This is a genomic window from Eubacterium sp. BL-380-WT-2B (assembly GCF_009696115.1).
Classification (GTDB): domain Bacteria; phylum Bacillota; class Clostridia; order Eubacteriales; family Eubacteriaceae; genus Eubacterium; species Eubacterium callanderi.
In genome coordinates this window covers 425,855-446,792 of the sequence record NZ_VUMP01000003.1, presented here as the reverse complement: position 1 = coordinate 446,792, position 20,938 = coordinate 425,855, and the positions used below count along the sequence as shown (strand labels likewise).

At 39.3% G+C, this 20,938-nt stretch carries 21 protein-coding genes and 1 pseudogene; 4 read left to right on the top strand and 18 right to left on the bottom strand.

Annotation, left to right across the window (positions count from 1 at the left end; translation table 11 throughout):
- Window positions 1–119: 119 nt before the first annotated feature.
- From FYJ53_RS08250 to FYJ53_RS21805, 12 genes and pseudogenes are all read right to left on the bottom strand, one after another.
- Window positions 120–611 carry an acyltransferase gene (locus FYJ53_RS08250; RefSeq protein WP_013380108.1) on the bottom strand — a complete coding sequence of 164 codons (492 nt, stop codon included), beginning with the start codon at window positions 609–611 and terminating at the stop codon, window positions 120–122.
- An 18-nt stretch (window positions 612–629) separates the two neighbouring features.
- Window positions 630–1,445, bottom strand: a complete 816-nt coding sequence (locus FYJ53_RS08245; RefSeq protein ID WP_013380107.1) for a glycosyltransferase — start codon at window positions 1,443–1,445, stop codon at window positions 630–632.
- A 9-nt stretch (window positions 1,446–1,454) separates the two neighbouring features.
- Window positions 1,455–2,381, bottom strand: a complete 927-nt coding sequence (locus FYJ53_RS08240) for a branched-chain amino acid transaminase (protein WP_013380106.1) — start codon at window positions 2,379–2,381, stop codon at window positions 1,455–1,457.
- A gap of 28 nt (window positions 2,382–2,409) precedes the next feature.
- A complete protein-coding gene (locus FYJ53_RS08235) occupies window positions 2,410–3,093 on the bottom strand; it encodes a sugar transferase (RefSeq protein ID WP_013380105.1) in 684 nt (227 codons plus the stop codon).
- Between the two features lie 15 nt (window positions 3,094–3,108).
- Window positions 3,109–4,332: a pyridoxal-dependent decarboxylase gene (locus tag FYJ53_RS08230; RefSeq protein ID WP_013380104.1), complete on the bottom strand. Its 1,224-nt coding sequence runs from the start codon at window positions 4,330–4,332 to the stop codon at window positions 3,109–3,111.
- Window positions 4,322–5,158: an aldolase/citrate lyase family protein gene (locus tag FYJ53_RS08225; protein ID WP_013380103.1), complete on the bottom strand. Its 837-nt coding sequence runs from the start codon at window positions 5,156–5,158 to the stop codon at window positions 4,322–4,324. Before FYJ53_RS08225 ends, FYJ53_RS08230 begins: the two co-directional genes overlap by 11 nt.
- A 908-nt stretch (window positions 5,159–6,066) precedes the next feature.
- Complete coding sequence (locus FYJ53_RS08220) at window positions 6,067–7,296, bottom strand: nucleotide sugar dehydrogenase (protein WP_013380101.1); 1,230 nt, start codon at window positions 7,294–7,296, stop codon at window positions 6,067–6,069.
- A 35-nt stretch (window positions 7,297–7,331) separates the two neighbouring features.
- Complete coding sequence (locus tag FYJ53_RS08215; protein ID WP_013380100.1) at window positions 7,332–8,384, bottom strand: NAD-dependent epimerase/dehydratase family protein; 1,053 nt, start codon at window positions 8,382–8,384, stop codon at window positions 7,332–7,334.
- A 265-nt stretch (window positions 8,385–8,649) separates the two neighbouring features.
- Window positions 8,650–9,906 (bottom strand): hypothetical protein, encoded by a 1,257-nt coding sequence (locus FYJ53_RS08210; RefSeq protein WP_013380099.1) that lies wholly within the window; start codon window positions 9,904–9,906, stop codon window positions 8,650–8,652.
- A 417-nt stretch (window positions 9,907–10,323) separates the two neighbouring features.
- Complete coding sequence (locus FYJ53_RS08205; RefSeq protein ID WP_050814050.1) at window positions 10,324–10,659, bottom strand: hypothetical protein; 336 nt, start codon at window positions 10,657–10,659, stop codon at window positions 10,324–10,326.
- Window positions 10,660–10,679: 20 nt separating this feature from the next.
- Window positions 10,680–11,678: pseudogene (locus FYJ53_RS21430) on the bottom strand (relaxase/mobilization nuclease domain-containing protein).
- A gap of 123 nt (window positions 11,679–11,801) precedes the next feature.
- The gene (locus tag FYJ53_RS21805) at window positions 11,802–11,933 is read right to left on the bottom strand and encodes a hypothetical protein (protein ID WP_371720634.1); all 132 of its coding nucleotides are present in this window, start codon (window positions 11,931–11,933) and stop codon (window positions 11,802–11,804) included.
- A 93-nt stretch (window positions 11,934–12,026) separates the two neighbouring features.
- Here FYJ53_RS21805 and FYJ53_RS08190 point away from each other — a divergent pair, with 93 nt between their 5' ends.
- Both FYJ53_RS08190 and FYJ53_RS08185 read left to right on the top strand, forming a co-directional pair.
- A complete protein-coding gene (locus FYJ53_RS08190) occupies window positions 12,027–12,332 on the top strand; it encodes a type II toxin-antitoxin system RelB/DinJ family antitoxin (RefSeq protein ID WP_013380096.1) in 306 nt (101 codons plus the stop codon).
- On the top strand, window positions 12,329–12,607 hold the full coding sequence (locus FYJ53_RS08185) for a type II toxin-antitoxin system RelE/ParE family toxin (protein WP_013380095.1): 279 nt from the start codon (window positions 12,329–12,331) through the stop codon (window positions 12,605–12,607). The genes FYJ53_RS08190 and FYJ53_RS08185 overlap by 4 nt, the downstream gene beginning before the upstream one ends.
- A gap of 100 nt (window positions 12,608–12,707) precedes the next feature.
- Here FYJ53_RS08185 and FYJ53_RS08180 read toward each other — a convergent pair whose 3' ends face one another.
- The 6 genes from FYJ53_RS08180 to FYJ53_RS08160 all read right to left on the bottom strand — a co-directional run bounded on the left by FYJ53_RS08180 (window position 12,708) and on the right by FYJ53_RS08160 (window position 18,865).
- Window positions 12,708–13,001: a type II toxin-antitoxin system RelE/ParE family toxin gene (locus tag FYJ53_RS08180; protein ID WP_013380094.1), complete on the bottom strand. Its 294-nt coding sequence runs from the start codon at window positions 12,999–13,001 to the stop codon at window positions 12,708–12,710.
- A gap of 17 nt (window positions 13,002–13,018) precedes the next feature.
- A complete protein-coding gene (locus tag FYJ53_RS08175) occupies window positions 13,019–13,162 on the bottom strand; it encodes a hypothetical protein (protein WP_176731162.1) in 144 nt (47 codons plus the stop codon).
- 182 nt (window positions 13,163–13,344) lie between these two features.
- Window positions 13,345–15,156, bottom strand: coding sequence for a viroplasmin family protein (locus FYJ53_RS08170; RefSeq protein ID WP_013380092.1), 1,812 nt, complete (start codon window positions 15,154–15,156; stop codon window positions 13,345–13,347).
- A gap of 871 nt (window positions 15,157–16,027) precedes the next feature.
- Window positions 16,028–16,228: a homing endonuclease associated repeat-containing protein gene (locus tag FYJ53_RS21800; protein ID WP_227162772.1), complete on the bottom strand. Its 201-nt coding sequence runs from the start codon at window positions 16,226–16,228 to the stop codon at window positions 16,028–16,030.
- A 572-nt stretch (window positions 16,229–16,800) separates the two neighbouring features.
- Window positions 16,801–17,541: a helix-turn-helix domain-containing protein gene (locus FYJ53_RS08165; protein ID WP_154557248.1), complete on the bottom strand. Its 741-nt coding sequence runs from the start codon at window positions 17,539–17,541 to the stop codon at window positions 16,801–16,803.
- 82 nt (window positions 17,542–17,623) lie between these two features.
- Window positions 17,624–18,865 carry a uroporphyrinogen decarboxylase family protein gene (locus FYJ53_RS08160; RefSeq protein WP_083591103.1) on the bottom strand — a complete coding sequence of 414 codons (1,242 nt, stop codon included), beginning with the start codon at window positions 18,863–18,865 and terminating at the stop codon, window positions 17,624–17,626.
- Between the two features lie 497 nt (window positions 18,866–19,362).
- Here FYJ53_RS08160 and FYJ53_RS08155 point away from each other — a divergent pair, with 497 nt between their 5' ends.
- Window positions 19,363–19,857 (top strand): RNA polymerase sigma factor, encoded by a 495-nt coding sequence (locus FYJ53_RS08155; RefSeq protein ID WP_013380083.1) that lies wholly within the window; start codon window positions 19,363–19,365, stop codon window positions 19,855–19,857.
- Window positions 19,841–20,923, top strand: a complete 1,083-nt coding sequence (locus tag FYJ53_RS08150; RefSeq protein WP_013380082.1) for a DUF4179 domain-containing protein — start codon at window positions 19,841–19,843, stop codon at window positions 20,921–20,923. Before FYJ53_RS08155 ends, FYJ53_RS08150 begins: the two co-directional genes overlap by 17 nt.
- The last annotated feature ends 15 nt before the right edge of the window (window positions 20,924–20,938 follow it).

Below are 20,938 nucleotides of genomic sequence, written 5' to 3'. Positions count from 1 at the left end.
ATATAAAATATAACTTCCCTGATTCTAGTTTTAAGTACATCCTCAATATATGATAAACGCTATAAATAAATACGTTCAATTGAAACACATAAATAAAATTGAGTGCATGGAATATTATATTAAACTAAATCACGTATGAAAGTTGCTGGTACGCCTCCATACAATGCATTATCCTTATCCAGATTTCCCTTTACTACTGATCCAGCTGCAACAATACATCCTTTTGCAACACTTGCACCTGGAAGAATTATTACATTTGCAGCTATCCATGTCCCATCACCGATTCTTACTGAATTATAAACATGTTTTCTATGCTGATTTTTGCATTCGACTTGATAATGCATAGTATCTAATCCCTCAGTTAGTATTGTAGTTCCATAACTTAAAGTTACATTGTTGCCTATAGAAACGCCCCCCTTAGCTTGAATAAAAACTCTTTCGTTAATCGATACGTGCTTTCCTATTACCAATTTATCAGGAATTTGAATAACCGGAATTCCATTTATTTGAGCATCCATTTTCCACAAATATGGATGAAAGAATAACCATAACAAACGTTTAATTTTATATATTACTTTATATAGAATACTACTAATCCTTGATGTCTTCATATTCATTCCTCAGTTTTATTATCTAAAATTATTATACACCCATTGAATTAGCTTAGTAGGAGCTAACGCTATTGTATACTGCGTTACAGCTACAAACAAATAATCTTTAAGCCTACAATACTTATTTTTATAAAAATCTTCCCAGACCTTCACCATCAGTCTAATGTTTTTAATGTCCTTACGTCTCTGATAAGTATCATTGCCAAATCTGAAATATACAAGTGGTTCTGGAAGATTAGCTCCTTGTAATCCATTATTCAATGATCTAACCCACAACTCAACATCTTGGTTCGTTCTCATCTCACTGTAATTTCCAACAGACATTATTTTCTCCTTATCTAGCATTACCGTGGAATGATTAAATGGATTTCGACGTTTTGAGAATGACATAATGCTCGGCATATCTGTCGGAACTTCTTTTTCTCTAATTATATTGCTAATATCACCATCAAACTCAGTCACATACGTGCCTAAAATAGATGTTTCTGGATGTATTTCATAATACTTGAGTTCCTTCTCGCATCTATCCGGATACGCAATATCGTCATTATCCATTCGTGCAACCAGTCTATTTATACAAAGTGGAAGACCTTGTCTTAAAGCAGCTCCAAGCCCGATGTTCTTTTCTAGCCTTACAACATGAAAGAACTCCTTGTTATCAGTTTCATATTTATCTATAAGCGCGTCGAGTTCATCTGTCAGAGATCCATCACACACTAGTACAAAATCATTTGTTACAACAGTTTGTTCCAACATACTATCTATGCCTTGTTTCACAAAACTTGGATTATCTTTTTTATAGACTGTCATTAAGACACTATAGTTCTCCATCATAACTCCCTCTTAGTAAATCGGTGTTACCCAATCTTTAAATTCTTCTGATTTCCCCCTAACCGCATCAAGATATGCCAAATGCAAATCCTTCGTAATTACACCTGTATCTTCGGTTCCGATAATATATTTATCGATGCTTAATACAGGTGTTATTTCCATTGCAGACCCGCAAAGAAATGCTTCATCACATGTATAAAGTTCAGTTCTGTCGATTGTTCTCTCCACAACCTTATAGCCTTTATCCTTTGCAAGCAGAATAACAGTATCTCTGGTAATACTCTCAAGAACACTATCCGTGAGCATCGGTGTAATAACTGCGCCATCTTTAATTATAAAGAAGCAAGAGCCAGGACCTTCTGCAACTTTTCCAGCCTCGTTCAGGAAAAGGCAGGTGTCATAACCATTTCGAAGCGCTTCTCTCTGTCCTACACGGCTGTTAATATAGTTAGCTCCACACTTAATTCGCGGAGAAAGGTTTTCATCGCTAATTCTTCTCCATGAAGTAACACAAACATTCAGACCTTTTTTATTGTATTCAGTACTTGTTCTTCCTCTCGAAATCGGAGCAACAAACATTTCTACTGGTCCTTCAGAACCCCAAGACCCGAAACCATCAACAAACAGTGTCTGACGTACAGAGAGATTTTCATCGTATTCATTTGCTTTGATAACATCTATTAATGCCTTTTTGAAATCTTCCTTTGTATACTTACAATCAAGCTGAATAAGCTTTGCAGACCGAATAAGACGATTATAGTGATCTTCTAGTCTAAAGGCATAAAGCTGTTTTTCCTCATCATTCCAATAGCAAGGAATACCCTCAAAAACATTTAATCCAAATTGAGATGTTGGTGCTAGAATGTTAACTTTAGCATCATTCACATTCAGTATTTTACCCTTAAACCAAATTCTTCTATTTGCTACATCGTATTTCATTCTCTATTCTCCTTCGATATGAATCGTATTAATCAGCCAAATGAGCCAGTCTAATAATTTCTGCTTCTTCTGCTTTTGCAGCTTCCTCATCATTTAATGATTCATCGACTTTGTTTTCATAAATCTTTTCTTTCTTGAATGCTTTAAAGAGAGACATAAGACCTACTTTGATATCAATTAGAAAACCATATTTTCTAAATAAATCAACATATTCATTATCATATGTAACCTTTTTATCCCATGAAATGTCGTTTCTGCCTTTAATCTGCGCCCAGCCAGTTAGTCCTGCCTTAACCTCAAAGCGCTTTCTATATTTTTTATTTAGTGTTTCAAAATCGCCCAGTTCATATGTAACACAAGGTCTCGGACCAACTACTGACATATCGCCTTTAAAAATATTGAAAAGTTGTGGCAGCTCATCAAGACTACTGTCCCGAAGCATTCTTCCCACTTTGGTTACTCTTGGATCATTTTCATAATTGAATAATCCAGCTCCCATTTTTTCGGCATTTACGACCATTGAACGGAACTTATACATTTGAAATACCCTTCCTTCCTTGGTTCTTCTTTCTTGTTTAAATAATATAGGACCTTCTGAATCTTTTTTTATAGCAATTGAGATCCCAATCCAAAATGGTGTAAGAAGAACAATTAATATACCGGAAGACACAATATCAAATGCTCTTTTTATTCCTAGACTTATCTTTTCCATAGTCATCCTCCAACTTTAAAAATTAAATGTGTGGAAAATATCATCAAATGTTTCTCCACGCTTAATTAGCTCAACACCTTCTCCAGTCTCTATATTCATATTGCAAATATCTACAACTGGAAAATTCGGAAGAATAAATGGTGGTTTCATTACTAATGAATAAGATCCACAATTATTGATTATTATTACATCGCCAGCGGCAAGTTCTCCGCAGTAGTCCTTATTCAAAACATCCCCTTCAATACAAGTAAACCCAACCATATCTAGGTTTTCATATTGTTTTCCTTCATTCATATGGATTACCTCCATTGGAGGATTTATACCTGCCATACTGATATTTTTCTGACTACCAAGAACTGTAGCAATATACTTACCTCTGACATTCTTTATTGTCTTAACACTCCCAACAAATTTCATACAATCACCTACTAATGCAGAACCAGGTTCGATTACAAGTTCAGGCTTAATCTCTTTATCATTAAAGTATTCTGCGAATACTGCTGCAGCCACTTCGGCATATGCTTGATAGTCTGGAATATCTGCTGTGAATTGTGCTTTTAATGATTCTGGCATCTTACCAAACAAACCACCACCAATGTCAATTCTCTCAGGAATCACTCCAAATTGATCTAAGACATTAATCATTCCCTTTGCTCTTGCTGGCCAATACTCAATTTGTCTCTTAGCAAAATGACAGTGAAAGTTGATGAAATGAAGATTTTTTGATGTAGTTACAATTTCAAGTGCTCGCTTAAAATCATCACCAGTGATATCAAAACCAAACCTTGATACAACACCATCATGTACATCATAGTTACAACGAATGCCTACATTCAGTATAGTTTCCACTGAATTAGCAAAATCTCTAATCTCTTTAGTTTCATCGATTGAATCGCTATTTACAGTTCCCCCGGCAACAAGGAATTCTCTCATCTTCTCTGAATCTTTAATAGGCCCATTCCAAATAATACGCTTCGGCTCAACTCCACACTTTAAAGCGAGCTCCATCTCCATTTCAGAAACAACCTCTGCGTATCCCCCAAGCTCATTAACAATTTTACAGAACTTCGGAGTGTAATTCGTTTTATATGAATAAGCAATATTGAAATTCGGATAAATAGCAGAAAATATATTTTTCAGCTCTGTAAAATTATTTTTAAATTGCTCTGAATCCAATAAGTAAAAAGCCTCACCATACTGACTTCTCAATCTACTAATCACTTTAGAATTAATCTGCATTTCTTTTCCTCCGAATTATTTCAACAATTTTAGCTACTTCCTGCTGAACCACTATTCTATTTTTTTCATAGCTCTCAATATTTTCTGCCACTACTCCTTCGTAGTCACGTAGTTCCTTCATATTCTCCGTGAATACATGTTCAACCTCTTTAATATCAGTAATAATTGCATTGTCGCAGAAACTTCTGCTCAAAATTGCTCTTGTGGAACCCAATCGATAGTGTTCCATGATAACTTTTTTAGAAGGTAATAAACCTTCTCCTAGTCTTGCTATTCCCCCAAATCCATACGGTAAGCCAGCACCAGCTATTTTCTTAGTTAACTTCTCTACCGTGCCGTTCGCCAATAATTCAAACATAAATGTCAGACCATATGACAAATGGAGATCATTTAGCCCAATATGTATTTCATCCACACCATCATTTTTCAATACCTCATCTAAACACTCCACGGCTTCCTTTGTTTCGAGTAGTAATGTTGTTTTACACCGACCCCCAACAGAATTAATGAAGTTTGTCACTTCAGCAGCAGATTTCCACATCGGGAGCATGATAATATCTGCTCCTGCACTAACAACCTGATCAATCTCTTGGACAGAATTATCGTTCCAAGGATTAACTCTCACAAGCATTTCCGATTTAGTCAGGATGGGCTTTATTTTTTTGATGTCATCTACAGTATGCTGCGACTTTACTGTGTTCATGCCCTTTTGGCGTTCTTCTTTTCCGAATGTTTCCAAATCTATCCAGATTCGGTCTACACCACTCTTTTGTGCAATTTGTGCAACTTCAGGGCTATTTGTTATATACATCAAGATCAAACTCATTCCTTTTACTTCTCCTTTTACTTAATTTCTCAAAATCATAGAAAGCTTCTTTCTTTAAGTGCACATTAAAAATTCCAGTGCTCCTTCCTATTAATCTTTACGCATCAGTCAGATTGTCATCTAACTATTTTTATTATCAAGCATAGTAACCAGCAATATTCCGGTAGAATTGGCATAAATCAGAACTGTCAATATCACCATAAGTATTTCTTACTCTGTCATACTACCCATCACTTCGTTTTGGAGGCACTTTTCTTTATAACAGACACTAGAGCTTTTTATCTCTGATTATTCTTCCGGTTAAAAAATAATCATCAAAACTAAAAAAACGCTCTACAGCTAATAACTTGCTCTGTACAAAATACAGAGCTAATGTGCAAGCAAAAGAAGCTATGCACGCTGACAGTCCAACCGCATACTTCACTTCATCCTTTTCCTTTGCGATCTTTTCTAACTCATTTATGCTTTCCCCCACTGTACTTCATTCAGTTGATTTCGTAAGCCACCGTGACTTACCTAAGTTCATCTCCATGTATGAGAGAGGAAACGACTAAGCCACCAAACTTTTGCAGATAACAGTTTTTACTTGTTGTCCCTTTTATATAATTATTAATAATTTTTATTTAAAAACTATTCTAACTTTTATGCAAATATTTATATGCTCATGAAGAATAAAAAATGACCATTAGCCCTCCGTGATAGCATTTACACCGAGCCAGGTCAATTTGTTAATTTCCTCCATCCAGTTTTCCACTCTATATTGTGTGTCAATTTAGCGTACTCAAGAAGTTATCTTAGCCACTTTTATTCTCGAACCAAATGTACAATCCATAAAAAAATTTATAATCGGGGCATAACCCAGACTCTCGTACCCCGTATAAATTCAAGATTTTTCTTGATTGTGCCTGCTAATCTCTTCTGAATTGATCTCTTGTATAAACTTTTCCAATCACATCATCCAGACAAGGATCATAACGGTTCGCAAGGATGCAGGAACTTTTGGTTTTAAAATCCTCTAAATCATTGATTACAATGGAACCAAAGAAAGTTTCTCCATCTTTAAGAACCGGTTCATAAATTATTACAGTGGCGCCTTTTGCCTTAATACGCTTCATGATTCCCTGAATAGAACTCTGGCGAAAATTGTCTGAGTTACTTTTCATGGTCAGGCGATAAATGCCCACAATGACTTCTTTCTCTTTACCTCTGTTCCAATTGTCATTCGCTTCATAGGCTCCGGCGATCTCTAAAACCCGGTCTGCTATAAAATCTTTCCGGGTTCGATTGCTTTCTACAATTGCAGAGATCATGTTCTGCGGTACATCCTGATAGTTTGCGAGAAGCTGCTTTGTGTCTTTCGGCAGACAATAGCCACCGTATCCGAAAGATGGATTGTTATAATGTGTGCCAATTCGCGGGTCCAGGCAAATACCTTCAATAATCTTTTTGGTATCTAATCCCTTCATTTCTGCGTAGGTATCAAGCTCATTGAAATAGGAGACCCGTAAAGCCAGATAGGTATTGGCAAAGAGTTTGACTGCTTCCGCTTCCGTAAATCCCATGAATAATACATCAATATTATCTTTTATCGCACCTTCTGCTAACAGTTGGGCAAAGGACTCGGCTTTTTCTTTACTCTCATGATCGCAGCCTACAATAATGCGTGATGGGTAAAGATTATCGTATAGTGCCTTTGATTCCCTGAGGAACTCTGGGCTAAAGATGATATTTTTAGTTCTGTATTTATCTCGGATGCTTTCTGTATAACCAACAGGAATAGTGGACTTAATGACCATCATTGCCTCAGGGTTCACGCTCAAAACCATTTCAATCACTGCTTCGACAGCAGAAGTATCAAAAAAGTTCTTTTTGCTGTCATAATTCGTCGGAGCCGCAATCACCACAATTTCAGCATTTTTATAGGCGTTTTCTCCATCCAGTGTTGCTGTCAGATTAAGCTTTTCTTCTTTTAAAAATTTTTCAATATATTCATCATGAATTGGGCTTATGCCCGCATTAATCTGATCTACCTTTTCGGGAATAATATCTACGGCCGTAACTTCATTATGTTGTGCCAGCAGTGTGGCAATTGAGAGCCCTACATACCCTGTTCCAGCAACCGCAATTTTCTTTTTCATATTCTATCTGTTCCTTTTATTTCTTTGTTTGTTCGTCATACTTTATAAAAGACTTTGTACCATTCTGCGAATCTTCTCAGACCAGTACGCAAATCGGTATTCGGTTTGAATTCAAAAGTGCTCTCTAATTCACTCGTATCCGCGTATGTAACTGTCACATCACCGGGCTGCATTGCCACGAGCTCTTTATGATTTTCAAAGTTATAATCATCTGGTAATACTTCTGCTTTCACCAATTCTTCGGACAAAATTTGTACAAAATCTAAAAGATTTTCGGGTTTTGAATTTCCGATATTATAGACAGCATACGGCGGAATTGGCAGGCCATCTTCACCTGTCTTTTTGTCTGGCGCACCCTGAATCACTCTTTTTACACCTTCGACGATATCATCTATATATGTAAAATCCCTCAGGCAATTTCCATAGTTGAAGATCTTGATGGTTTCTCCTGCTCTCAGTTTATTTGTGAAGCTGAAATAAGCCATATCCGGTCTGCCGGCGGGGCCGTAAACGGTAAAAAACCGAAGTCCTGTAGACGGAATGTTATAGAGCTTTGAATATGCATGTGCCATCAACTCATTGGATTTCTTTGTTGCAGCATACAGAGAAACCGGATTATCTACCTTATCTTCAGTACTATAAGGGACTTTTTTATTTACACCATAAACGGATGAAGATGAAGCATAAACCAGATGTTCCACTGGATAGTGACGGCATGCCTCAAGAATGTTATAAAATCCAATCAGGTTACTCTCGATATATACATCTGGATTTGTAATGCTGTAGCGTACGCCCGCTTGGGCGGCAAGGTTTACCACAATTTCTGGTTTGTATTTTTCAAACAGATTAACAATTAGTTCCTTATCCGCAATATTTCCTCTTACAAAAGTCCAGCTGCCGCCTAATGCCTCAATCTGTTCCAATCGCCACGCTTTTATACTCACATCATAGTAATCATTCATATTGTCAATGCCGATAATGGATACAGACGGAACTGTACGAAGCAGCTCTATCACTAAATTTGAGCCGATAAAACCCGCAGCGCCTGTGATCAATATTGTTTTATGATCTAGATCAATGTAATTCATAGTTTTAACTCCCTATTTTTTAATCTTAGTTAAATCTATATTTTTATTTAAAACTCGTAGCACTCTTGACCAGACTGTGATCCTTTTATCCTTACTCTCTAGACATTACACATCGTTAGACAAGCGGTATTTATGTTAGAAAAGTAAAGATAGGTGGTGCTATACCCGTACTTTTGGCCCTATAGACGAAAAGCACACCTATGAATTTCTCCATAGGATTTGAGTGTATACTTAAATTCTGTTATATATTATCATTCATCTAAATTTATGTTTGAGCTACTTCTTTATAAAATGTCTGGTAAAAACTTTTTCCGATATTTCGGGCCGTGTTCAGTGCCGTGCTGCCACAGTGTTTATTGGGGCATTGAAAGTTTTTCCCACCTATAAAATTTAAGCTCGGCGTTTGATATTCTGTATTAAATCTATATATCGGTGCGCCGCATTGATAGCAAACTTTTTTAGCATTGCCTACACTGTTATGCTGAACAATGATTCCAGCTTGCCATGCTTTATAGGTTGTATAACGGATGATTCTTCGCCCGATAAATTCCATGCTGTTGGTTTTAAGATAATACAAGGAGCCTTTTTCAAAGGTATCTCCATAACTAGGCATTACAATAAGCTTGGCGCCTTCTTTGAGCGCATAATCCACAATTTTCCGGCTAACATCATGTGCAAAGTGATCTGTTAGACGTGTAATTTTTTCATAATATTTTGCATAGGCTTTTTCATTATTGCTATTCTGATGCTGACCTCCACGTTTTATATAACCTAAAAGCTGCTTCCTACGGTGTGCCAAAACTTTACCGCCCTTAATAAAATAAGGATGCATGGCTCTACCGTTAGCTTCAAAAGTTGTACAGACTGCTAATGCGTCAGACATGGTAAAAGCTACGGACACAAATTTTTCGTTTTGTTCCACTCGCTCTTTGGCTGTTCGAATATCTTCCACAGACACTTTTACCGGTACGTGCATCATAACTTTTTTTTTATTCATTACAATTCTTGGACTCATCAATTCAGCATCTTCTGGAAATGGCCTGACTGTGTAGGGATGTTTCACCCAAGCCCAGGAATTTCCTGTGAATAATTTAAGAATGATGCTTTTTTCATTAAACTCCTTGTACATGCCTTTATAATAGAGCATGGACATATGCAGTTGTTTAGGTGCGCTTGGTTTACTCCCCTTGATCTTTCCCTCTTCCCAAGCTTTTAATTTCCCTTGATAACTTCGGAACATGCTGATCGCAGAATTAATGGCCGCACGTCTAAAATACAACGGTACTTTTTCATAGGGTAAGGGAATCTCAGGTAGGTTACCATTACGCTGTTTTATGGTCTGAAGTTCCAGATGACGCAGCAAATTCTGATTTGACAGTCCCAGAAGCTCAGACTGCTCTTCAAGTAAGTGATAATAGAAAGCTAAAACGGCATCAAACAAAGACTGGGTCTGTTTAAACCAGTCTAAATGCTTGTAATTCAGCTGTATTTTGTACGTCGTAATGGCGTATCCGGCACTCATAATTTACCTCATTTTTATTCGCAGACCTTTGATAGTCTGCGAACTTTTTCAAAAAAATCCTTTAAGAAAATGATTTATCTTTCAACTGCGTTATCTATTATAACATTTCCTCATTAAAAATCCATCCCCTTTTTTAAAAATTTAAATAATTTTCTTTAAAATCATTTTATGTTTTTATTTTTACAATATTATTGTTTTTTTAAAGCATTGTTTTTAAAAAAATGATTTGGTCAAAATATGGTCGATTTTCTTTTGGAAAGTAAGTACTTATGAGCATTTCGGATCTTTTCAATTTTTATTTTTATTTTTCATTATGGTCAAAACTCTGGTCATAATTCATTCAAACACTTATGTTTTCAACACTCTGGCGATTCGTTCGCAGACTATCAAAGGTCTGCGAGCTTTTTTTACTTAATTTCAATAAAAAAGCGAGCTCATCTGAACTCGCTTTTTTGCTATTCTATCTAATTTTTTGAATAATATAATAATCCGATCAACCATGTCTAGTGAACGTTTTTCCACACCGAGTGACCATTTCAAATCTTTCCGAAGTACTGAAATCTGATCCGACAAACCTTTTTTCTGCTGACTTAAAGTCTCTTTTTCATCAAATGCAGCCCGCCGCATCTTGTTTGTAAGTTTCTTTCTTTGGCTGATTAAATCATCCATTTCTGCCTGTTTTTCCTTGAGCTGTTCATAGGTATCAATCTGATTTTCACATAGAAAGATGGTCTGCTGGGATATTTCTTCCATGCGACGTACTTCTTCTTTGATCAAGGGACACATTGAAACCTGTCTTTTGTTTTTGGGTAGATCCCTAATTGGTAGCAGAAAAACAGATAAAGGTTGCGGAGTTTTCGAAACTCCTCACCAACCCCCAATATGTCTTCAATCTGTAATTTCTTTGGTGTGGGTACAAAGAATAAAATGGGTTCTCTGCTTTTTTCCCGAACTTCCGGCCCTCTTTGTCTGTAAATCTGATCCTGAATTTGCAGCACAGAGTAGGCTTCTCCGAGTGTTTTAAAGCATGTGAAGCGTGGATGATATGGCAGCTTCAGCGCACAGGAATCAATTTTTCCTTTAATCCGATAGCCTTTTCGTCTCAGGTAGTCGTAGAATTCCTTCATCTTCATTGAACGTTCAATGGCTTCGTTGATATCAGAACGATAAAGCGCGTGGCGTATCAGCTCTCCTCGCTTTTCTGCTTGGTAAAGACCTTGACTCGGTTTGTGTTTCGCGGGGTTTTCAATCACGGATAGATGGTACTCTCGGCAGAGAGCGTCGGAGGTATTCCGCAGCCGCTGGTCTTCTGCTTTGCGTTCATTGTACTTCTTTCTATCAATAAAAGAGACGGAATTGATGACGAAATGGTTGTGCAGCCAGTGGGTATTAAGGTGGGTGCTCACGATCACTTCATACTTGTCGCCCTATATTTTTTGTGCAAGCTTGACACCGATTGCGTGACACGCTTTAGGGGGAAGCTCGTTGGGTTTGAAGTTCTGACAGGCGTGATGGGCAAGGGTTCCACCTGTTTTTCCAAACCTTTCTTTAGTAATTTGCATCTTCTGGTCAGCGGTTTCCACAGCGCAATTGATGCCAGTTACGTAGTATTGTCGCTCAAATTTGGTCTTGTTTTCATCGACTGCGTAGTGCAGCACCTGGTATAAATCAGAGTTTAGGAATTCGAGATTTTCGGTTTTATCAACGTTTTTGGCATGCTCAATGACGCGCTTCAAGCTGTCCTTGACGGGCCAGATTTTGGTGATGGCCATTGTCTTTTCTCCTTTCCGGGGCTAAGACAGCGTGCATTTCAAGCAGGGTTTCTTCTAAGACAGCGATGGCTTCTGGGGCGTCATAATCGCCTAAGGTATAGTGTATATCGTATAAAAGTTCCATCATTTCATTGTATTAGATGGAGGCAATGGCTTCGGTTCGTACCCTCTGGCCAGCATCCGCATGTATTCGGAAACGCTTAATCCACACTTTTGACTATTGGTAATGATCTGATTTTTTTCATCTTCTCGCACTCATCTCTCTATACAATTTTTAGATTTTGCTTGCATTTGCTTGTATTTGCCAACAATATTGAATATACTAAAGAAAAAAGGAGAGTGATACGAATGGCAAATACATCCGCAGTTTATGCCCGCATTGATACAAACCTAAAAGAAAACGCCGAGAGCATCCTCTCTCAGCTTGGCATTTCCCCGTCCAGTGCGATTCAGATGCTCTACAGCCAGATCGTCCTGGAAAAAGGGCTGCCTCTTGACCTGCATCTTCCACGCACAAAACCGACATCCATCGGCGCCATGAGCCGCGCCGAACTGGATGCTGAACTGACAAAAGGCGTGGAATCCTTAAAATCTGGCAGGATCTATACGGTAGATGAGGTCGATGCCGAATTTGAACGAGAGTTTGGAATATGAGCGATGCCTATTCCGTTTCCTATTCCCCGGAAGCAATGGATGACTTGAGGGAAATCTACGCTTACATCGCTTTCTCCCTTCTTGTTCCGGAGACTGCCAAAAAACAGGTGAACCGCATCCGGAAAGAAGTTCGTTCTCTTGACTTCATGCCGTCCCGCCATTCCCTCGTAGATTGGGAGCCGTGGAAAAGGAACGCACTTATCAATAAAATTGATGTCCTCAGAAAAAAGCAATTGCAAATGTCTCTCATGAACTTTGTGCCCCTTTATTTCTGATCACTGACTATAGCGAATGGTCAGAGAAAAACCCGGCAACTCAAAATCGAGTCGTCGGGTTTCATGTTTTATTTTTAAAATTATAGCGCCTGATCTTCCATCACTCCAAAAGCTGCTTATAGTCGCTTTTGGCATATACCACCCGGGCAATTGTAACCCTCTTTTTCTTTTCATCCACCCAATAAAACATAATATAATTCTGAACGAATTGTTTTCTATACTCATGCTTTAATGGGCGTACCGACGTATAAACTGGACTTGCATATGGAAAAGGCAACACACTTTCTGCCGCTACAATTAATTCCGTTGCCAATCGATCCGCAGCATCCGAATTGTTTAGCGTTTTACTGATATATCGTACAATTTCAAGCATATCCTTCTGAGCAACAGGCAAATACTCATTTATACAGTCTATTCTCCCCCAATAGCCCCTTTCATGGCCTTCAGCACCTCTTTTGAAGAGTAGCGCTGATCGGTCATCTCCGCTTCCTGTTCCGCCTCCTGCAATTTAAAATATACATCACTTTTAAATTGTAAATTTTCATAGGCTTCCATACTTAAAACCGCCATATTTCTCGTCCAACTGCGACAGCATATATTTTTTTATGCTTTATCAGCATTATTACAATACATCGCATTTTTTCATATCTTGAATTCAATTAAAAAACAAAATTTTCTTTATGCTCAACACTCGATTTATTGTTAAAAATTTCATCGATTTAATCTTATATTTTCCACTAAAAATCGTCAAACTTCATTTGGCGTACAGCTTTTTTCTTTTGGCGATAACTTTTTAATGCCTGGTCTGCATCTCCTTTTGACGCATATTTTTTATGAACGGCACCGGGATAACCGTTCACCTGGTCCTTACAAGTCTTCCAATCCCGAAAAACGCCCGTTTTTCGTCCCTCAAAGACCACATAGTAACCTTTTTTCTTACGTTTTTGGGCTTTAGGCTCCGGTATGCTGGCTTCTTGTGCTACTTCTTTGGGGGCATCAAACGCCTGAGGTTGGTAGTTTGGTTTATCCCAGGTTTTGATTTGGGATTTCTGACTAAAAATTCGATTTAAAATACTGGATGCCTGGGCTTTTGTCAATCCTTTCGTATCAAAAGCTGGGTAACTCTTTTGAATCCATTGGACTTGTTTCTCACTGGCCGGAGCTTTTCCCCAGGTATTCACTCTTTTCAAATTCCAGATGGCTTCATCTTTAGCATACTCATTGATGAGAAAAGTGTATAAGGAATCAATTGCTTCCTGGAAAGGCACTCTTTGATGTCCACATTCGACCTGGCCACATTCGTCAGGAGGAGGGATCAAGTACCTTTCTTCTGGCAATGTCAGCAATAGGCTGCCATCGGGCATTCGGAAAAAATTAATGTTTCGAAGATTAATTTGCTGCTGTTGTGCCCATAGATCAACCAATTCAGCATTGTGCCGCCACTGTAGGGGTGTGTCGGCAAGTGCCAAGGCCTTTTCTGGCAAATCCAGCAGATCCCCCTCCATCAGCATCCTTTGCTTTTCTGGAATTTCCTCAAGGTTTATCCCTAAAAGTGAAGGTGCTGAGCATAAGTTAAGCTCTCCCGAAACGCCGATCATATCAATAAGCGTCAGGGCTTCTTTACCAGGATACAAACGGGTTCCTCTCCCTACCATTTGAGTATATAAAGTTTCACTCTGTGTTGGCCTGGCAACAATGATCGTCTCGATATTAGGAATATCCGTTCCTTCTGTGAAGATCATGCAGTTTACCATGCAGTTACATTCTGGATCGGTTTGAAACTGATCAATAATTTTCTGCCGATTTTCGGTATTGCCAGTTACAGAAACCGCGCCTGGTATCGCTTCGGCAATGGCTTCAGCATGTTTAACGGAAACTGCGAAGATCAGCGTTTTTCCTTTCGCCATGTTGTGATACACGTCCGCAATTTCCTGGATGATTTTTTCTTTAGTCATAGCGGCTTCTAAATCGTTTATCTGAAAATCTCCCATACTGGTACGCAAATGACGTAAATCACAGGTCATTTTGGATCGGTAACAGTTAATGTCGCTCAAATAATGGTTCTCTATCCCCCATTTCAAGTCGCGATCAAACACAATCCGTTCATAAATGTCATCCAGCCGCTGATGGTCTCCCCGATTAGGTGTCGCGGTAACCCCCACGTGCAGACGTGGTTTAAAGTAATCAAAGATCTTCTTATAACTTAGTGCCGCGGCATGATGGGCTTCATCCGTTACAATCAAATCAAAAGCATCAGGGGCAAAATGTTCCAAGCGCCGAACTAAGGATTGAACGGAAGCGGAAATAACTTCCTCCCCATGGCTATGCCTGGAACCCTGCTCTATCCCAAAGGAGCAATTAAAATATTTTTGGGGTTGCTGTACGAGCTCTTTTCGATGGGAAAGAATCAACATGCGCCCTTGGCGTGGAATCTGCGAGAACATGACCGTCTTGCCCAACCCTGTTGCCATTCGGACTAAAACAGCTCCCGCTTCAGGCAGCGCTTCGATGCATTCCTTTTGGTATGGCCTTAGCGTATATTCTTCCATTTTTCCTCCTCTCCGCCTTTTCGGCGCCCTTTTTGCTCTACTTTCATTATAGCCTATTTCTCCCTACTGTAAAGACTTGTCCAACCTTTCCCTTCTTCTTTAAGGATTGTAACAATCCCTGTATATACTGTATATATATTCAAAAGCTTTCTTTTGGATAAAATTTTCGTTTCACTCAAATTTCTTTGATTAGATGTCCCAACGATGTTTTTTTCTTTTTAATCAAAAACATCCCCCCCAGATAAAGCAAAATATAAATTATAACTTTATTTTTAAATTGTTTTTTAACTAATTCTGATATTACATCAGAAATTATCGTATATTTTTTACTTATATCTGGTTAAATGTTTCTATTCTAACATCCGCCTTGCTTCATTGTAATAGCATCTCTCCACTATACTCCACATCAGCAACCCACTCGAGATCCCGCCCATACTTTTGAATCATTTCAGATTTGGATGCATTCTCCTACGTCATTCTTTGTTTAAAAAGAAAACTCATGTCAAAAGGATGATACGTACATAAAAAAGAGAAAACCAATGTACGGACTGAGTGACGGGCAATTCTCTGCATGGGCTTGCCAAACCCCGATGGCTGTTCTTTTTATCCCGGCAACAGCATTGCTCTGGAACCCGGGTTCGCCACACAGAAATGCCCGGTGCAAGCCGATTTTCTTAAAATCGGCTTGCACTCTATTGACAGATTTATACATACGCTATAATTACATGTAACTATAGCGTATTTGTTTTTTTCTGTGTGATAAAACAAATATTAAGTTGTCGCCGCTGTTCCAGCAGCGGCTTTCTTTTTTATATGGTTTTTCTAGTATTTCTAATTCCTATTTGTTCACCTCCATTATATTATTTCTTTCTTATTGCCTAACCTTTCTTTGATTAATCGAACAAACTTGAACACCTGCACATTCTAAGGCACCATTCCACGAACCAAACCGTCGAATAATTGTCCAATATCTTGCAACCTCTCGGCATTTTGGCGTTCGACCTAACTCTTCAGTTTTAAATCTCAAAATATTCAGCAAACATTCGTCACTATACTTTTTTTCTCTTCGCATATTAATCTTTTCCTTAATCAATATTTCATTAACAAGTATCTTATTCGTTTTTCTGCCCAATCTTCTGCCCAAATAATTTTTTTGCGCTCAAATTTATACTGCCTAAATATTGGCATAAAAAAGAAGGGCTTCAGAATTATTCTTCTAAAAACCCTTTTAAAACTGCGCTTTTTACACAGGTTACTTGTATTATAAAATAACATGTCAATTCAGGAAGGTTTACCAAATAACTCATGCCATCAGACATTTGTATTCCTCCTTGATAACTTATTTCTTTGACTTGTTATCAAGTATACCCATCTGCAACGAAAATGTATGTTGCATATGCAATGATTATACAAAAAAAGATTTCTTAAGGGGTTTTTTGATATTTAGTTTTCATTTTTTCTATATTTTAAAATCCATTAATCCGGGCTGAAAGTTTCATAGGCTGCACCCCGTTCAAACCATTATTTATCTTCATGATCATAATCTTTAGTTTTATTTTATCAATGTACGACCATCTCAATGGTGCTTTCGCTTTCCATAAAAAACATAGCAGATTTTATCTGCTGTGCAATAAAGTCTATCTTTTACAAGGTCACACCGTTCTCCCGTCTGAGCAATACCTGGCCCCTCTCCGAGATCAAAACCGTTCCGCTGTGGTGTGCCATCAATGATACAAGGGCAGCGCAGCAGTCTCCCCCAAGATCCTCCTCGGCATAGGGGCAGATACCAACGACTCTGTTGTCTTTTATGAGCTGGTTAAGACGGGCTTCAAAGGATATGGGGTCTCCCCGGGAATTACAACAGTTAATGGTCGGAGCGCCCGAAGCCCATAAGATTTTATCTGTCTTATGCGCGGCATTGTTCCAGAGATTTAGAGGGCCAGCAATCCCCTCTTTGGCATAAGCGCGGCTGAGATCGGCTATTTCAAGCAGACCTTCCTTTACAAGGCTCTCGGCGTCAAACCCCCAACGGGCATAAGCCTCTAACACCTCGTCCCGTTCCTGCCACCAACAGCCTTTAAAGAGAAAATTCCCCCTGGAAAAGGCATAGTTGAAAAACGAGGCCTCCAATTCAAAAACCAGTTTTCGCGATGAGGCGATCCCCAGTAAATGCTCCTTTTGCGACAATGCCTCCCAAACCTTCGGCGAGGCTTTTATATCCTCATTAAAATCAAATCCAAAACCGCACAACGCTACCCTCGAAATCCGCCATTCCTTGCCGATTTTTACTCCCTGAAGCTTCCCATTCTTTAGCCACCGGTATATGGTTGTTGAAGTTGTTCTTAGAAAATCTGCTACCTCCTGCACCGTTAATAATTCATTCATTATTTTATTCTCCTCATAATACAATGGCAGCGCATTTCTCTTATAGGCACAATGTCTACAAACAACCTAATTAATTAAAAGCTTAGTACTTTCCATATTTTCTGACAGCCGCTGTCATTGCCTTGACGTTTTCGATTTTCGCTGGACCAATACCATTGAAAGGCAGAGTATAAATGAATCCGCTGCTCTTTTTCATCTCTTCAAGCAGTTTCTTTACATACTCATCAATATCTTCAGGCTGCTTACTGATTAAAGCGGCAGCTGAAATTCCTCCTGCAATGCAGCAATGCTCTCCAATCACTTTCTTAGCCTCTATAGGGTCTGTTCTGTCAAACCATGCAATAAATTTTCCCTTCGGCAGCTCCAATAGCGTATCCAGTAAATGATCATACTCTCCCTGGAGGGAAAGCAGGGGTGTAAAGCCTTCCGCGATGAGTCCTTCCGCAATGGTCTTAATATAGGGCCACTGAAACTTAAGGTATTCTTTTTTCGATAAAAAGCTATTGTACCACACGGGCATAAATACTCTTTTAGAACCTGTAAGCGCATGGGACAACTGTCCCGTAGCCTTTCCGACAGCCATAAAAACCGGAGTCAGTTTTTCACAGATTGTCAGTATTTCATCTGGATTTCGGTGAATATCCATAAGTACCTTGTCAAAATTTCGTACAAAAGCTCCGATGAAATCCAATGGATTTGGCGCAAGCGCCAGATACCATGGTGGACAGTTTGCCTTTTTCATGGTTTCTGTAAAACCTGCAACCCTCTCCAAAATGTCGTTCAATTCAAATCCCAGTTTTAAAAAGGTCTCATTTGCAAGATTGCTCCCGGGTTTTTGCAGATTTTCATAAACTCTTGGTACAATTTTTTCGGACAGGAAACAAAATGGATCTTTGGCAAAGCTCTCATACTCACACGCATCCATAAATGTATCTTGAATAATAAAATGGGATTCATTGTTTTCAGGCAACTCCCTGCCTGGATGCGAAATGTAGCGATCCCTTAAAATATCATGGGTGCTGCCACCGCCCATAACCGATGCAATGGCAACATTGACTGCCATTTCAGCATCTACTGGTACCAAAGATAGTCCAAGGGGAATCGTTTCAAAGGAGCGAAGAAAGCACACCGCATCCCAATCAAAATCTTCAGCAAACTTTATCGCTGCTCGAGTGTATTTTTCATTGTCATAGTACATATCCTGGTAAGTAAATCCTGTGTATTTCGCTGGAAAATAAAGTTCCGCAACCCCAATAGGGACTCGGTCCACAGACTTCAGGTCTGCACAATCTTCAAGTCGTCTAAGTTTTTCTTCGTACATCATTATTCCTTCTTTCTGCCTCTACAGGCATTCTATGAATACGTACCATACGACGACAAACTGTTTTCTCCCTCCTTTATTTTTCGTAATTTTATTTCTTTTACTAAATTATAGCTTTATTCCGTTGTTTTGTCAATGAAAATGTATGTTATTATACGCTATTGTATGTTATTGTATAAAATCATAGTCTCTCCTGCCAATATCGCTGTTTATACCACTTTATGTCCTCATTTCTACGCGATACTGGTTTCTCCTGTTTTCTTTTTCAAAGCCTGAACCCACTATCGCACCCTTTATCGAGACATTCTGTACATTTAACCACATGCTCAAAAAAATTGTCAATGCTAAATATGGGTGTGGGTTACACCGTCAATTACAACAAAGTATTTGATCATAAAATTTTTTGTCGCTTTGTCAGAATTTAGGCATTATAATCGTATTGTAGGTAAGTAACGTTACTGACACGGCCAACCGGCCGATTTAAAGGAGTTGAAAAACCCATGAAATCATTTGACACGGACGAGGCCGAACGGATTGTAAATGCTTATTCCGATTTAATCCTCAGGCTTAGCTATACTTATCTTAAATCGACACATGACGCAGAGGATATCTGCCAGACCGTCTTACTAAAGTTTATGACAAACGAAAAAGCCTTTGACAGCCCTGAGCATGAACGCGCATGGATCATCCGGGTCACTGCCAATGCCTGTAAGGATCTGCTGCGGAGGCTTCAGCGCTGCCACACAGTCTGCCTTGAGGACGTCGCTGAAATTCCTGCGCCACAGGTGCCTGAAAGTGATGTGCTGGAGGCGGTAATGGCACTGCCGCTAAAATACCGTGAGGCCATCTATCTGTATTATTACGAAGACTATACAGCACGCGAAATCGGAAAGGCACTTGGCCAGAGTGTTGCCACTGTCAACGCACATCTGAGCCGGGGCCGTAAAAAATTACGCACCATATTAGGAGGCGAGTATTATGAAAAAACCATTTGAATATGAAAAAGAATACACCGAAGCTTTAAACGCGCTTCATTTTTCAAAAGAAATAAAGGAACGCCTGGCTGAAAAACTGATAAAAGAAGAAATATCAGGCGGTACCAAAAAACACAAACAACATACACATCGCCTTCCAAAGCTGGCAGTAGCTGGCCTGGCGGCAGCTCTGGTGCTGTTTGTCAGCGCCAGCGCCTACGGTATAATGGATGCCAGCGAGGCGTTGCGCGGTGTGTTTGGTCCAACTGCAGACACTGAAATCATCGACAAAATTGGCCGCCCCATCGGTGCATCTGCTACAGACAACGGGGTGACAATTACCGCCGACGCTGTTATGTGTGATGGGTATAATTTCGCAATCACCTACTCCATTGCCAGGGATGACGGAACCGCCTTTGACATTGCCCAAGTAGATGGCAACAGCGGTCTGCTGGATGTGTTCTTCGGGATGGAAAACACAAATTTTGGTACTTTCAGCGGTTCACACGGCAGCTCATATTTTTATGACGCAGATCCAGGCGACCACACTATCCAGTATGTTGAAAAGTGGTCTTATGACGAGCCGGTTAATCCTGGAAAAACCGTGAAGGTCACATTTAACGATCTTAAAACCTCTGCGGGCACAGGTGATAACAGCGACAGCTTCCGCACAATCGCCCAAGGCACCTGGACCCTGAAATTTGAGATGAATTTTGAAACCCTTTCGGCAGAACTACCGGCCGGACAATCCTTTGAACTGAATAGTATGGTCGGGACCATCAACTCCGTTATGGTCTCTCCCCTCGGCTATCGTTTTGAATACACCCTCAATGATAAAGCCCGTTTTGATGAAGCGCCAAACGGAAAATCGCCAGACCAGCACGGACAGGAGTGGGCAAAATTCGATGTGCCAAGATCTCTTAACCTGTCCGACGGCACCGTCTATGATTTATCTGAGGGCGGTGGTAGTATTGACACCACTGGCGATAAGACCATCTGTATCCGCAGCGGTGTATTTGACGAAATCATTCCCCTCGAAAAAATTGTATCCGTCAATATCGGTGGTGTGGATATCCCTGTACAATAATGATTATCAGACAGA